Below are 14,729 nucleotides of genomic sequence, written 5' to 3'. Positions count from 1 at the left end.
CGCGGTAGCCCGCGCGGTTGCGCGCCACAATTTCCTGCGGGCCGGTCAGCGCCGCCACCGCGCCGGCCTGCGCCGGGTAGAACATGCCGTAGTCGATCTGGGAGCGGAATGCAAAGAACTTCCCGATCACATCCCGGTTGCCGAGCGCGAACGAAACGCGCATCCCGGTCAGGTTGTAGGTCTTGGACAGCGAGTTGAACTCGATGCCGACCTCCTTCGCGCCGGGTACGGACAGGAAGGACATGCCCTGCCGCCCGTCCAGCATCAGGTCGGAATAGGCGTTGTCATGGATGACGATGATATCGTGCCGTTTGGCAAACGCAACCAGGCGCTCGTAAAACGGCACGTCCGCCACCGCAGTCGTGGGGTTATTCGGATAGGATACCACAATTGCGCGCGCTTTATCGGCCACCGCCGGGTCGATTGCGTCAAAATCCATGAGATAGCCGTTTTCCTCACGCAACGGCACAAGGCCGATTTCCGCCCCGGCCATCATCGGCCCAAAGGTAAAGATCGGGTATCCCGGGTCGGGCGCGAGTATCAAATCCCCCGCCCCGATCAGCGGGAACGCGACATGTGCGATGCCCTCCTGCGAGCCGCATACGCTCATCATTTCATCCCGCTCGAGCGCCACGCCGTAGCGCCGCGCATACCAGTCCCTGACCGCTTCCTGCAGGGCGGGCGTATCACCCAGGGAATATTTATAGTTCTCCGGCCGCAGCGCCGCTTCGCTGACCGCCTGCAGCACATGCTGGTCGGGTGCAAAGTCGGGCGTACCGATGGAAAGGTTGATCACGTCGCCGCCGGCGGAAAGGATTTCGCGCTTTTTTTCGTCCAGCCGGTTGAAGATATTGGAGGTCACTTCTTGCCCCCGCCTCATAAATTTCATACTTTCACTTCCGCTTTTATTGTTGTCTAACCCATTATAATGCACGTCCTGCCAAAAGGCAATTGGTTTTGCATGCCTGCCTGGGCTGCTTCCGCATACCAGCCCCCTTGCGTGGCGCCAGGCAGGTAAAAGTAAAAGCGCGTGGTATCCTTGCCCCCCGTGACGGGATCGCATAAAAAATAGACGTCCGGTGGCTGAACGTCTATTCCACACGAAGCTATATCCCGTTTTCCAGCAGCTTTTGATAGATGGCGCGATCCCGGTCGGTAAAAACATTAAAAATGACCTGCCGGATAGACCGGTCCCGCGCCAGGAAGCGGGAAACCGTCTGCACCGCAATTTCGGCGGCCTTGTCCTGCGGGAAGCGAAAGACCCCCGTGGAGATACAGCAGAACGCAACGGACTGTATCCCGTTCTGTACGGCCAGCTCCAAGCAGGACTGGTAGCAGCGTGCTAAAAGCGTGCAATCCTGTTCCCGGAGACGGCCGGCGACGGCCGGCCCGACCGTATGCAGGACGTGCTTGCAGGGGAGGTTGTACCCTGCCGTGATTTTGGCGCTCCCGGTTTCCTCTTCATGCCCCTGCGCCTGCATCAGCTTGTTGCAGGCGAGCCGGAGCTGGACGCCCGCAAACGTATGGATGATGTTGTCGATGCAGGAATGGCAAGGCTGGAAGCATCCCAGGAGGGCGCTGTTGGCCGCGTTGACGATCGCATCTACTTTCAGGCGGGTAATGTCGCCCTGCCAAAGGAAGATGCGGCCGTCGGCGCGGGTAGGGGATAAACCCGCGCCGTCTACAATCCCCCGCCTGTGGATTTCCTCCGATAAGTAGGCGTCCTGCACCCTTCGGAAATCAGCCGATACCGGCATAGGCGGACGCACGTTCATAAGGGAACGCAGGAGCTGCCCCTGCCCCGCTTCCCCCGTGGGGATCCCGATCCCGCGGTACTGCGGCAGCTCCGCCAGCATGGCGCGGATGAGGTAAACCCGCCGTTCTTCCTGTGTCATAGGTTCCCCTCCCTCGTGATGCGTTGCAGGGCAGCCCCAATGTCCCCTTGGATGCAGATGGAGCGCCCGGCAATTTCAGGGGGTACGGCGGCCTCGGCTGCGTTGATGCAGGCGTACACCGCACGCGGATTTTGACCGGTCATTTGCCAGAACGGGTATTTGATGATGGCCGGCGTATTGCCCCCCACCCCCAGCTCCCAAAAGAGGACATGCCGGCCGCTGTGACGCCGCAGGAAATCCTGATAACGCCCGTTGGCCTGATACCAGCCCTCATCCTGCACAAATGTGGCGTCGCAGCGCAGGTTCATCGTCATGGGGCCTCCGCAGAGCGGGCAGCGGGGCGCCAGCCCGGCTGGGATCCGCATGCCTTCCTGCGCATCCAACATCCGGCGGACGGCCGCCGCGTTGTCATAGGTTTTATGATGGCATGGCTTGGCGCATTGCCACAGGCCGTAATCCCCCTGCGTGTAGAACAGGCGTTTCTTGTCAAACCCCGCCCGCTGGAAGCAGTGATCCACATTGGTGGTGAGCACGAAATAGTCCTTGCGCCCCACCAGCCGCAGCAAGTCTTGATAGACCGGTTTCGGCATGTCCTGGTAGCGGTTGATCCAGATGTAGCGGCTCCAGTAAGCCCAATATTCCTCCGGCGAGTGGAAGGGGTAGAAGCCGCCCGCGTACATGTCGGAAAAGTGGTATTTGGCGATAAAATCCGAAAAGTTTTCTGCAAACCGCCTGCCGGTGTAGTCCATCCCCGCCGAAGCGGAAAGGCCGGCGCCGGCGCCGATGACGACAGCATCGGCGCTGGCGAGCTGACCGGCCAGCTCTTTATATACTTTTGTCTGCATCGTGCGCCTCCTGACCCATCCGCCTATCCTTACCTGGTTATCATAATGCTGCGGCGGCATCCTGTAAAGTAAGCACTTTGCCGTGCCATAGTTACCCTATGGAAACCATGCCGCAGGGATGCGGTACGCCACCCCGCCTGCGCACAATAAAAGCCCCCTCCGAGCAGGAAGGGGCTTCCCCGGCGGCATGCCGCACGGTATTACGTATTATGGTCGCTGGTGTGGAACTGCTTGAGGTTGCCGATCTTGGCCGCGCGCTCATCCATCACGCGCGTCACTTCTTCCAGCGTCACGCCGCATTCGTTCATCATCACCATCATGTGATAGAACACGTCGTTGATTTCGCCGACCAGCTCTTCCTTGTCGCCGTTTTTTGCCGCGATGATGGTCTCCGCGCACTCCTCGCCGACCTTCTTCAGGATTTTATCCAGCCCTTTTTCAAACAGGTAGCAGGTATAGGAGCCCTCCATGGGCTGATCCCTGCGCTGCGCGATCACGGCTTCCATCTGTTCAAATGCATTCATGCTTCTTCCCCCTCCTTGCGCCACAATTCCGTATAAAAGCAGGTGCGGTTGCCGGTGTGGCAAACCGGCCCCTTGGGCGTGCCCATATAGATCAGCGTATCGTCGTCGCAGTCCGACAGGATACGGCTGACGAAAATAAAGTTGCCCGAGGTCTCGCCCTTGTTCCAGAGCTTTTGCCGCGAACGCGAGAAAAACCACGCCGTCCCGGTCTCCATCGTCAGGCGGAGCGCCTCTTCATCGGCATAACCCAGCATGAGCACCTCGCCGCTCCGCTCGTCCTGGCAGACGACCGGGATGAGCGGCGCTTTTACAAAAAACTTCGATAAATCCATCTTTATTACCTCACCGGAAGACCCTTTTCCCGCAGATGCTGCTTGACCTGCGCAATCGACAGCTCGCCATAGTGGAACAGGCTGGCCGCAAGCGCCGCGTCGCAGCCCGTTTGCTCGAACACCTCTGAAAAATGCCCCAGCGCGCCGCACCCGCCGGATGCGATGACCGGGATGCCGACCGCGTCCACGACCGCCTGCGTCAGCTCCAGGTCAAAGCCCGCCTTCGTGCCGTCGCGATCCATGGAGGTCAGCAGGATTTCGCCCGCGCCGCGTTCATAAACTTCCTTCGCCCACGCGACCGCATCCATGCCGGTCGGCGTGCGGCCGCCCGCTACATAGACCTCAAACCCGGAAGGCGTTTTGCCGGTTTTGCGCCCGTCAATCGCGACTACCACGCACTGGCTGCCGAATTTTTCCGCTGCCGCATCCACCAGCGCGGGGTTCTTGACCGCCGCAGAATTGACCGATATTTTATCCGCGCCCGCACGCAGGATATCTTTGAAATCCTCCGCCGTGCGGATGCCGCCGCCCACCGTGACCGGTACGAACACTTCCCGGCAGGTGCGGCGCACCACGTCGGCGATCGTATCCCGATCCTCATAGGTCGCGGTGATATCGAGGAATACAATTTCGTCCGCGCCCTGTTCGGAATAGAATTTGGCAAGGGCGACCGGGTCGCCCGCGTCCCGCAGGCCGACAAAGTTGACGCCCTTGACCACGCGCCCGTCCTTGACGTCCAGGCACGGGATAATCCGTTTCGCCAGCATTACTTCGCCTCCCGGATGGCCGCCGCGAGGTCGAGCGCGCCGGTGTAAACCGCCTTGCCCGCGATGGCCTCGTCAATGCCCGCCGCCTTCAGCCTGCGCACGTCCTCGAGCGTCGAAACGCCGCCCGACGCGACGATCCCGCAGGAAACTGCGCGGCGGAGCGCGGAAAGCTGGTCAAAATTCGGCCCTGCGAGCATGCCGTCTTTGCTGATATCGGTAAAAATTATCGTCTGGACGCCGAAGCCCTCCATCAGCTTTGCAAAGGAGAGGAAATCCTCCCCGCTGTCCTCCAGCCAGCCGTCTGTCCGTACGGTGCCCGAAAGCGCGTCCACGCCGACCGCAATGCGCGCGCCATACTGCCGCACGGCCTCTTCGACCAAGTCGGGGTTGCGCACCGCCGCCGAGCCGATGATGACGCGGTGCACGCCGAGCGCCAGCACGTGCTGCACGTCGTCCAGCGAACGGATGCCGCCGCCCAACTCGACCGCCGCGCCGGTTTCCGCAATGACACGCCGCACCACGTCATAATTGGCGTGCGTGCCGTCCTTCGCGCCGTCCAGGTCGACCATGTGGATGAGTTCCGCGCCCGCGGCCAGGAAGGCCTTTGCGGTTTCGACCGCGTCCTCCGCGACCTTTTCGGCCGTCGCGTAGTCGCCCTTCTTCAGCCGGACGCACTTGCCGTCCTTTAAATCAATCGCCGGTAAAATCCTCATGCGTCGCCCTCCGTCAGTCTCGCAAAGTTGTTTAAAATACGCAGGCCTGCCTGCCCGCTCTTTTCCGGATGGAACTGGCAGCCGAAAACATTCCCGCACGCGACCATCGCCGGCACCTCCGCGCCGTAATCGGTCACGCAGGCAAGGTCTGCACGGTCGTCGGGGCACGCCATGAAACTGTGCACGAAGTACACATAGTCCCCGTCCGACAATCCTTCGGTCAGCGCGTTCGGGTGCAGGATGGATAGCGCGTTCCAGCCGATCTGCGGCAGCTTAAGCGCTGTCCGGATCCGTGCGATACGGCCGGGCAGCAGCCCCAGCCCCCGGCAGGGGCGCACTTCCTCGGACGTTTCAAACAGCATCTGCATGCCGAGGCAGATGCCGAGGAACGGCTTTTGCGCGGCGGCCCGCAGCACGGCGTCTGTCAGCCCCGAGCGGTGCAGCGCGTCCATCGCGTCCGGGAACGCGCCGACGCCCGGCAGGATCACGCCCGCGGCCTGTTCGATCACCGCGGCGTCCGCCGCAATNCGGCCAGCGGCGGGTCGCCGAGGAGCCGGCGGCCGGCCGCTGTGACCTTGACATACAGCTGGTTATCCTCCACGGTGCCAAAAAACTGCCCGTCACAATAAACGCCGTACTCGCCAAACATCTTGCGATAGGTGACCTTCCCCGCATCCGCAAGCTGCGCGGCGGCGAATTCCATAAATTCCGCGTTTGTCGCCATACTTTACAGCACGCCCTTTGCGGAAAGCACGCCGCCGCCCGTGACGGCAACCGCCTGCCGCAGCGCCCGCGCTAGCGCCTTAAACAGCGCCTCCGTGATATGGTGCGCGTTGTCGCCATATTCGCACCTGAGGTGCAGCGTCAGCCCGGCGTTCACCGCGAGCGCGCGCATGAACTCGGCCGTCAGGCAGGTGTCATAACCCCCGCACACCGGCTGCGGCATGGGCGCGTCGAACACCAGGTACGGCCTGCCGGAAACGTCCAGCGCACAAAAGCCGAGCGCCTCGTCCATCGGCACAAAGGATTGCCCGAAGCGCGCGATACCGGCCTTGTCGCCCAGCGCCTGGCTGAGCGCCTGCCCGAGCGCGATGCCAATATCCTCCACCGTGTGGTGGCCGTCGACCTGCAGGTCGCCCTTGCAGGTGACCGTAAGCCCACACCCGCTGTGCACGGCAAAGGAATTTAACATATGGTCAAAGAAGCCGATCCCCGTATCAATTGATATTAGGCTGCCATCGTCAAGGTCGAGGAACAGGGAAATATCGGTCTCTTTCGTCTTGCGTTTTACGTCGCCTTTACGCATTTTTATCCCCCTCCGTCCCCTGGAACCGGACGCGCACCGAATTGGCGTGCGCGTTCAGGTGCTCCGCCTCGGCAAGCGAGATGATATCGGCGGAGAGGGCTTCGAGCGCCTCCCGCGAATACTCGATGACGCTGGTCTTTTTAAGAAAGGTATCGGTAGACAGCGGCGAGAAAAAGCGCGCGGTGCCCGAGGTCGGCAGCACGTGGCACGGGCCCGCCATATAGTCGCCGAGCGGTTCCGGCGCATACTGCCCGAGGAATACCGCGCCCGCATTGTGGATGCGCGGCAGCAGCTCGCGCGGCGCGGCGGTCACAATTTCCAGATGCTCCGGCGCGACCTGGTCGGCCATCTTGCACGCATCCTTGAGATCCTCAAACACGATCGCGCAGCCATAGTTTTCAACCGAATCCCTGATGATGTCCCAGCGCGGCAGCGCCTTGGCCATGCGTTCCATTTCCGCGGAAATGGCCTGCGCCTGCGCCATGGAATCGGTCAGCAGGACGGCGGAGGCCAAGCGGTCGTGCTCGGCTTGGGAAAGCAGGTCGGCCGCCACATAGGTCGGGTTTGCCGTGTGGTCTGCAATCACCAGCACCTCTGAGGGACCGGCGATCATATCGATATCCACCGTGCCGAACGCCAGCTTTTTGGCCGCCGCCACATAGGCGTTGCCCGGCCCTACGATTTTGTCGACCTGTGGGATCAGGCTTGCGCCATAGGTCAGCGCGGCGACCGCCTGCACGCCGCCGCATGCGATGACGGTATCCACGCCCGCGATTTTTGCGGCCGCAAGCACCTCGCGGCTCAGGTTTTCCGTCGGCGGCGTGACCATGATGATTTCGCGCACGCCGGCCACCTTGGCCGGGATCGCGTTCATCAGCACGGAGGACGGATAGGCCGCCGTACCGCCCGGCACGTAGATGCCGACGCGGTCCAGCCCGCGTACGGTCTGCCCCAGCACCTGCCCCGGGCCGCGCTTAAACTCCCAGGTGCGCACCATCATGTGCTCATGGTAGTCGCGGATATTTTCCGCCGCGCGCAGCAGCGCGCCGATCAACGCGGGCGGGCAGCTTTCGCACGCCTTTTCCAGCAGTTCCTGCCCGATGATATAGGGTTTCTGTCCATCGAATTTGACCGAGTATTCCTCGACCGCCTCCAACCCGCGCATGCGCACGTCTTCCATGATGGCACGTACGGACAGCTCGATATCGCCGCGTGCACCCGCGGCGCGCGCCTTCATTTCCCGGATGACGCGCTGTTCCGCCTCGCCGTCCGCGATTACTGTTTTCAAGAACATATCTGACATTCCCTTTCCTATCCGGGCGGCGGTTAGTCCTGCGCCAGCCCGCTTTCCAGCTCGGCGATGACCTTCTGGATCTCCGCCTTTTTCAGCTTTGCGCTCGCCAGGTTCACAATCACGCGGGCGGAGATCGGGGCGACGTCCTCGATGACCTCAAGCCCGTTTTCCCGCAGCGTCGACCCGGTCTCTACAATATCGACGATCGCGTCCGCCAGCTCCAGCAGCGGCGCAAGCTCGACCGAGCCCTCGATCTTGATCGTCTCGACATCCATATTCTTCTTCGTAAAATACGCCTTGGTAACGGCCGGGTATTTAGTCGCGATGACCGGGGTCTTATAGCCGCCGTACACGTCCTTGCCCTTCTTGGTGGCCAGCGCGAAGCGGCACTTGCCAAAGCCCAGGTCTACCATCTCATAAAAGCTGCCGCCCTTTTCCATAATCGTGTCCTTGCCGACGACGCCCATATCGCAAACGCCATGCTCGACATAGGTGATCACGTCCGCGGCCTTTGCGAGGACGATTTCCACATGGGTGCCCGGCAGCGTAAAGATCAGCTTGCGCGAGCCTGCTTCCAGCTCGCTGATATCGTACCCCGAGGCCTTGAGCAGCGACAGCGTCTTCTTTTCCAGCCGCCCCTTGGTCAGCGCGATGCGCACCGTGCCCTTGCGGCTCTGCGCGGACGTATCCGCCGCGCCCATCAGCGATTCTGCAACGCTCTCGACGTCAATGCCGAAGCCGCCCGCGGGGATGCTGCGCCCGAATTTGGCGCACAGGTCGTTATACCGCCCGCCGGACAGGATGGCCGCGCCCGCGCCGCCGATATAGCCGCGGAACATAATGCCGGTATAGTAATCCATCTCGTGTACCAGGCCGAGGTCGATCATCACCGCGTCGCTGTAACCCGCCCGGTCGAGCGCGGCGTACAGGCGGCGCAGGTACGCGACCGCGCCGAGCACGCGCACGTTGCCGGTCAGGTTTTCCACCTCGTCAAGTACCTCGATCCCGCCGAAAAGCTGCGGCATCGCGCACAGCGCGCGGTAGGCCGGGCGGTCGCGGTACGGCTCGAGCATATCGCCCAGCGCGGCGAACGATTTGTTTTCAATCAGGCGGCGGATGCCCTCGGCAGTTTCACGGTCCACGCCGAGCGCCTCGATGAGCGCCTTGTAAATCTCCGCATGGCCAAGCTCGATGCGGAAGCTCTGCGCCCCCGCCATGCCCAGCGCCTCAAACGCGGAGGACAGGATATCGAGGTCGGCTTCCAGGCCGTCCGCGCCCATCAGTTCCGCGCCGATCTGCAAGAACTCGCCCTTGTGCCCGTGGTCGCCTGATACGGAGCGGAACACCTTCTGGCTATAGTACAGCCGCACCGGCAGCGCCGCGCTGTCCAGCCGGGTGGCCGCGATGCGCGCGATCGGCGTGGTATTGTCCGGGCGGGCGACGCAGATGCGCCCCGAGCGGTCGATGACCTTCAGCATGGTCTCCTGGTCAAGCTCCGGGTTCGCCTGCGCAAAGACGTCATAATACTCGACCGAGGGCGTCACGATTTCACTGTAGCCGCGCTTTTCCAGCGTGCTGCGGATTTTCCCCTCGGTGTCGCGCAGCGCGCGGCATGAGGCAAACAGCAGGTCGCGCGTGCCCTCGGGCGTAGATATGCAAAAACGGTTCATAGTTCCGTTGTCTCCTTCATTACTTCATTGTGCTAAAATGATAACACACGAAACCCCTATTGTCAACCCCCGCGGCGGATTACCAGGTCGCGATAGGTTTCGCCGTCTGCCACCACGCCGACCTTGCCCTGTGCGATCAGGCTGCGGAGCCGTTTATAGATCAGCATATCGCTGATATGGAGCTGATGCCGCCCAATCACGCAGCCGATCACCGACGCCGCGCACACGTCGTCCACCGGGACTTCGGACAAAATCAGCCCGTCATAGTAATCCTCCGGCGCGGAACACAGCCTGCCGTCCTCCAGCACGCGCATGGGCGCGTTTTCCCGGCACAGCGTTTCCCACTCCGCCACGAGCTTGGCGCACTCCTCGTGGGACAGCAAACGGCGCTTTTCATAAAAATAACCGGCGTCTACCGGGCTTAGCTCCCCCGTCGACGCGAAATACGCCGTGCCATGCCCGGTTTTCCGGCCGCGCCGGTAGGTGCGCCGCAAGTGCCGCCGCACGCGCCAGCGCAGGTACCATTGCGGGCGGCGCAGCGGCTTGCCGTTGTTTTTCACCACGCCGATCACGCCCATGCCGCAGTCCTTGCCGCTGAGCCAGTCCGGTTCCTTCTGCGCTTCTGCGGGCATGCTGTCGGCATGCACCACCCAGATGGGGACGCCGCGCGCCGCGAGGCGGCTGACGGCATAGAGCATGCCGCAGCGCTCGCGCGCATTGTCGCCGTACCAGATGACCGCCTCGTCCACCTGGCCGAGCATGGGCAGGGACGTTTGGAAATGGCGGCGCAGGTATTCGTCCCGCTGCCCCGGGGCATCCCCCATACCCACCGCCCATGGGCACAGGATATCCCCGCGGGCATCCGGGTCGTCCAGCGCGGCCAGGTCCCCTTGGGAGAGGTCGTCCAGCAGCGGCACGATATGGCCGGCGGGCAGCTCCGGCGCCAGGCTGTGGCGCGCGGCCTTGAGCATCCCGCCGGGGCTTTCCCCAAAACAAATCCAGTACATTTCGTCCCTCCTCAGAACAGCGATACCTGTGTCGATTTCGGCATCGTGCCGAGTGCGCCGATCTCCTCCAGCGCTTCCACGACCGACTTGCCCACCTTGGCGCAGCGGATCGTCATTTCCTCTGCGGACAGGAACGGCCCCTTCTGGCGCTCCTGCACAATGTCCAGCGCCGCCTGCTCGCCCACGCCGGGCATGGAGGTAAACGGCGGGATCAGGCCGTTTTCCGTGACAATAAAGTTCTTTGCGTCCGATCGGTATACGTCCATCGGCTCAAAGGCAAAGCCGCGTTTATAAAATTCGTGGCACACCTCGAGCGTGGTAGCGGTTTCCTTTTCCGCCGCCGTAATCGTCTTGTCGCGCTCTTTTTCGGCCAGCTCGCGGAGCTTTGCCTTGCAGACCGCGTCGCCGCGGATCATGCAGGATGCGTCAAAGCCTTTGGCGCGGATCGAGAAATAGGCCGAATAGAACGCCAGCGGGCGGTGCACCTTAAACCACGCGATGCGGAACGCCATCATGACGTAAGCGACCGCGTGCGCCTTGGGGAACATGTATTTGATCTTTTTACAGGAGTCAATATACCATTCCGGCACATTTTGTTCGCGCATCGCGTCCTCCCATTCGGGCTTCAGCCCCTTGCCCTTTCGGACGGACTCCATAATGGTAAAGGACAGCTTGGGCTGCACGCCCTGCAAAATAAGGTAGTTCATAATATCGTCACGGCAGCAGATGCACCCGGAAAGCGGGATGCCCTGGCGTACCAGCTCCTGCGCGTTGCCGAGCCATACGTCGGTGCCGTGCGATAGGCCGGAAATGGAGACCAGGTCGGCGAAGGTGTGCGGCTGCGTGTCGCGCAGCATGCCGCGCACGAACTTCGTGCCGAACTCCGGCACCGCGATGCTGCCCATTTCGCCGAGGATCTCGTCCGTCCCGTCCACGTACCGCAGCGCCTCGCAGGAGGTAAAGAGGCTCATGGTCTCCGGGTCGTCCAGCGGGATTTCACGCGCGTTCACGCCGGTCAGCTCCTCCAGGTGCTTGATCATCGTCGGGTCGTCGTGCCCAAGCTCGTCAAGCTTGAGCAGGTTTGCATCGATGGAGTGGTATTCAAAATGGGTCGTGACAATCTCGGAATTGGGGTCGTCCGCCGGGTGCTGCACGGGGCAGAAATCGTAGATTTCGACCTCCTTGGGGACGACGACGATGCCGCCCGGGTGCTGCCCCGTCGTGCGCTTGATGCCGGTGCAGCCGGCTGTCAGGCGGTTTTCCTCGGCGTGCGAGCACTCGATGCCGCGCTCCTCCATGTACTTTTTGACATAGCCGTACGCCGTCTTCTCCGCGACCGTGCCGAGCGTGCCCGCGCGGAACACATGGTCGTGCCCGAAAATCTCGCCGGTATACCAGTGGATTTTGGGCTGATACTCGCCGGAAAAGTTGAGGTCGATATCGGGCACCTTGTCGCCCTCAAACCCCAGGAAGGTTTCAAACGGGATGGAAAAGCCCTCTTTGCTCAGCTTATGACCGCACTGCGGGCATATTTTGTCCGGCAGGTCGACGCCGCAGGACATGTCCTCGTGCCACTCGACAAATTTGCAATCTGGGCACAGGTAGTGCGGCGCAAGCGAGTTTACCTCCGTGATATCGGACATAAACGCCGCGAGCGACGAGCCGACCGAACCGCGCGAGCCGACCAGGTATCCATCCTCGATGGACTTGCAGACCAGCTTCTGCGCGATGATGTACATCACGTCGTAGCCGTTGCCGATGATCGAGCCCAGCTCGCGATCCAGGCGCTTCTGCACCAGTTCCGGCAGCGGGTCGCCGTAAATGCGGCGCGCCTTTTCGCGGCACATGTTTTCCAAATCCTCCGCGGAGCCGTCGATCTTCGGGGGATAGTTTTCGCGCGGCACCGGGCGCACCTCGTCGCACATGCCGGCGATCAAGTTCGTGTTGGTTACAACCACCTCAAAGGCGCGGTCGGCGCCGAGATAGGAAAACTCGTCCAGCATCTCATCCGTCGTCTTGAGGTAGAGCGGCGCCTGGTTGTCCGCGTCCGGGAACCCCTGCCCTGCCATCAGGATGCGGCGGAACGCCTCGTCCTCCGGCTCCAGGAAGTGTACGTCGCCCGTCGCGCAGCAGGGCTTGCCCAACTCGTCCGCAAGCTTTAGGATTTTCCGGTTCCAGTCCCGGAGCTGCTCCTCGTCGCGCGCCATGCCCTTTTCCAGCATAAAGCGGTTGTTGCCGATCGGCTGGATCTCCAGGTAATCATAAAATTCCGCGATTTTTTTCAGCTCATCCCATTCCGCGCCGTCCGTCATGGCGCGGAACAGCTCGCCCGCCTCGCAGGCCGACCCGAAAATCAGCCCCTCGCGGTGCCGCAGCAGCTCGCTGCGGGGGATAATGGGACGTTTATAGAAGTATTCCAGATAGGATTTGGAAATCAGCTTGTACAGGTTCCGCAGCCCGGCCTGGTTCTTGACCAGGATGATGAAATGGTAGCGTTGCAGGTTTTTCAGGCTGCCGGACTTGGCTTTTTTGCCGGCGAGCACGGCGTTGACGTCCGCAATACGCACCGCGCCCTCCTCCCGCAGCAGGTCGAGCAGCTTTATGTAAATGCGCGCCAGAACGGCGGCGTCCTCGCTTGCGCGGTGGTGCTCAAACGGGCCGACGGCCAGCTTCTTTGCCAGCACGTTCAGCTTATACCGCCCAAGGTCGGGCAGCAGGATGCGCGCCATTTCCAGCGTGTCAATATAGGTGAACGCCTCCGTGCGCCCCAGCCGCCTGCACGCCGCATGGATAAACGACATATCGAAGCCGGCGTTGTGCGCCACGAGCGGCCGACCGTCCACAAACGCCAGGAACGCCGCCAACGCGTCGGGCAGTTCGGGCGCATCCGCAACCATATCGTCGGTAATGCCGGTCAGTTCGGTGATCTCCGCCGGGATCGGCTTGTGCGGGTTGACATAGGTCTGGAACCCCTCCGCCGTCTGCCCATCCCGTATGACGGTCGCCGCGATTTCGGTAATCTCCTCGGAATCGGGGCGCAGGCCGGTGGTTTCGATATCAAAGCAGACAAACTCGCCGGTAAGGAGGCCGTCCCCCGTGCCGCGCACGACGGAAACCGCCGCCGCGTCGTTGACATAGTAGGCTTCCACGCCGTAAAGCACCTTGAAGCCCTCTATTTTGCCCCATTCGACCGCGTGCATCGCATCCGGGAAGGCCTGCGCCACGCCGTGGTCGGTGATCGCCATGGCCGTATGCCCCCAGTATTTGGCGCGCTCAATCAGCTTTTTCGCCGGGGAGATGCCGTCCATCGCGGACATATTGGTATGTAGGTGCAGTTCGACGCGCTTTTGTTCGCTTTTGTCCTGCCGGATGACCTTTTTGGACTTTACGATGCCGCTCGGCTCCAGGATCGTTTCCTTTTCCCACTGGTCATAGGTGACCTTGCCCTGCACGACCAGGTGCATGCCGGTCTTGATTGCGCCGACCAGCTCGCCCGCCTGGTCCTTGGCCATAAATTTGCACACGCGCACGGAATTGGTGTTGTCCGTGATGTCAAAGGACAGCTTGACCCATTCCTTGCCGGTCTTTTTGCTCTTGATTTCTCGGTGGTCGACAAAGAACACGTCCCCCTTGACCGTCACGCGGTCAAGCTCGTGCACCGCGTCGCGGATCGGGATGGGCGCATCCTCATACAGCTTGCCGAGGATGAGGTTTTCCTCCTTGACCTCGGCGGCCTTCTGCCTGCGGTATCCCCCGCCTTCCGCGGGCGCAGGCTTGGGGCGCGGCTTCTTCGGGCGGGTTTCCGCCGCCTGCGCGGCTTCCTGCGCCTGCTGTTCCGAAGCCTTCTGGAGCTGCGCCGCGCGCGCCTGCTGCGCCGCCTGCCGCGCCGCCGCCACGCGTTCCTCCGGCAGCGGCACCGCCACGACGGGGCAGGCCATGCCGGTCTCCGTGCGTATCTGCTCGGAAAGCTGGCGGAGGGACAGGGACAGGTATTCCGCCGCGGTATCCGACATGGAGACGCGCAGCTCGCCTCCCTCGTACTTCCACTCGCTCCCGGCCAGAAGCCCCTGCGCGGATGGCAGCTTCGCGCGCAGCTCGTCCGACAGCGTGCGGATATAGTCCTCCGACAGCCCGGCTTCCATGCGGTAGCGCGGGGAAATGCGCATGCGCGCCAGCTTGTACCGCTTGGCGATGCCCGTTTCCAGCCGGTGCAGCGCCGTACACGGCACGACCTCGTCAAATTCCACGTGGCAGAGCATCGTGCGTTTGTCCTGGCTGACGGCAAGGGAGCATACCTGCCCGCTGGACAGGTATGCTCCCAATTCTTCACTTTGAAACTGGTCGAAAACCTCGCAGAGTGCTCTTGCCATAGTGCT

General features: G+C 62.1%; 14 protein-coding genes and 1 pseudogene. All 15 read right to left on the bottom strand.

Features of this window, described 5'->3' with window-relative positions; all coding sequences use genetic code 11:
• On the bottom strand, positions 1 to 889 hold an 889-nt coding region (locus tag CZ203_RS09180), incomplete at its 3' end, for an aminotransferase class I/II-fold pyridoxal phosphate-dependent enzyme (protein WP_087065807.1).
• A 217-nt stretch (positions 890 to 1,106) separates the two neighbouring features.
• Positions 1,107 to 1,895 carry a protein-ADP-ribose hydrolase gene (locus CZ203_RS09175; RefSeq protein ID WP_087065806.1) on the bottom strand — a complete coding sequence of 263 codons (789 nt, stop codon included), beginning with the start codon at positions 1,893 to 1,895 and terminating at the stop codon, positions 1,107 to 1,109.
• Complete coding sequence (locus CZ203_RS09170) at positions 1,892 to 2,740, bottom strand: SIR2 family NAD-dependent protein deacylase (protein WP_087065805.1); 849 nt, start codon at positions 2,738 to 2,740, stop codon at positions 1,892 to 1,894. Before CZ203_RS09170 ends, CZ203_RS09175 begins: the two co-directional genes overlap by 4 nt.
• 200 nt (positions 2,741 to 2,940) lie before the next feature.
• A complete protein-coding gene (gene hisE, locus CZ203_RS09165) occupies positions 2,941 to 3,264 on the bottom strand; it encodes a phosphoribosyl-ATP diphosphatase (protein WP_087065804.1) in 324 nt (107 codons plus the stop codon).
• Positions 3,261 to 3,596: a phosphoribosyl-AMP cyclohydrolase gene (hisI, locus tag CZ203_RS09160; protein WP_087065803.1), complete on the bottom strand. Its 336-nt coding sequence runs from the start codon at positions 3,594 to 3,596 to the stop codon at positions 3,261 to 3,263. The genes hisE and hisI overlap by 4 nt, the downstream gene beginning before the upstream one ends.
• A 5-nt stretch (positions 3,597 to 3,601) precedes the next feature.
• Positions 3,602 to 4,363 carry an imidazole glycerol phosphate synthase subunit HisF gene (hisF, locus tag CZ203_RS09155; protein WP_087065802.1) on the bottom strand — a complete coding sequence of 254 codons (762 nt, stop codon included), beginning with the start codon at positions 4,361 to 4,363 and terminating at the stop codon, positions 3,602 to 3,604.
• Positions 4,363 to 5,076, bottom strand: coding sequence for a 1-(5-phosphoribosyl)-5-[(5-phosphoribosylamino)methylideneamino]imidazole-4-carboxamide isomerase (gene hisA, locus CZ203_RS09150; protein WP_087065801.1), 714 nt, complete (start codon positions 5,074 to 5,076; stop codon positions 4,363 to 4,365). The genes hisF and hisA overlap by 1 nt, the downstream gene beginning before the upstream one ends.
• Positions 5,073 to 5,585, bottom strand: coding sequence for an imidazole glycerol phosphate synthase subunit HisH (gene hisH, locus CZ203_RS09145; protein WP_235847494.1), 513 nt, complete (start codon positions 5,583 to 5,585; stop codon positions 5,073 to 5,075). Before hisH ends, hisA begins: the two co-directional genes overlap by 4 nt.
• Positions 5,582 to 5,779, bottom strand: a complete 198-nt coding sequence (locus tag CZ203_RS09140; protein ID WP_456236199.1) for a TfoX/Sxy family protein — start codon at positions 5,777 to 5,779, stop codon at positions 5,582 to 5,584. Before CZ203_RS09140 ends, hisH begins: the two co-directional genes overlap by 4 nt.
• Positions 5,780 to 5,803: 24 nt before the next feature.
• Positions 5,804 to 6,382: an imidazoleglycerol-phosphate dehydratase HisB gene (gene hisB, locus CZ203_RS09135; RefSeq protein ID WP_087065798.1), complete on the bottom strand. Its 579-nt coding sequence runs from the start codon at positions 6,380 to 6,382 to the stop codon at positions 5,804 to 5,806.
• Positions 6,375 to 7,676: a histidinol dehydrogenase gene (hisD, locus tag CZ203_RS09130; RefSeq protein WP_087065797.1), complete on the bottom strand. Its 1,302-nt coding sequence runs from the start codon at positions 7,674 to 7,676 to the stop codon at positions 6,375 to 6,377. Before hisD ends, hisB begins: the two co-directional genes overlap by 8 nt.
• A 32-nt stretch (positions 7,677 to 7,708) precedes the next feature.
• On the bottom strand, positions 7,709 to 8,377 hold the full coding sequence (gene hisG, locus CZ203_RS15145) for an ATP phosphoribosyltransferase (protein WP_227104165.1): 669 nt from the start codon (positions 8,375 to 8,377) through the stop codon (positions 7,709 to 7,711).
• Positions 8,378 to 8,392: 15 nt separating this feature from the next.
• A pseudogene (hisZ, locus tag CZ203_RS15140) lies at positions 8,393 to 9,346 on the bottom strand (ATP phosphoribosyltransferase regulatory subunit); the annotation flags it as partial.
• Between the two features lie 62 nt (positions 9,347 to 9,408).
• Positions 9,409 to 10,353, bottom strand: coding sequence for a DUF3658 domain-containing protein (locus CZ203_RS09120; RefSeq protein WP_087065795.1), 945 nt, complete (start codon positions 10,351 to 10,353; stop codon positions 9,409 to 9,411).
• 11 nt (positions 10,354 to 10,364) lie between these two features.
• Positions 10,365 to 14,723, bottom strand: coding sequence for a PolC-type DNA polymerase III (locus CZ203_RS09115; RefSeq protein WP_087065794.1), 4,359 nt, complete (start codon positions 14,721 to 14,723; stop codon positions 10,365 to 10,367).
• Positions 14,724 to 14,729: the final 6 nt, after the last annotated feature.

It is taken from the genome of Intestinibacillus massiliensis, assembly GCF_900155735.1.
GTDB classification, from domain to species: Bacteria; Bacillota; Clostridia; order Oscillospirales; family Butyricicoccaceae; genus Intestinibacillus; species Intestinibacillus massiliensis.
The sequence above is the reverse complement of the archived record's forward strand: the minus strand, read 5'-3'. Positions and strand labels throughout refer to the sequence as shown.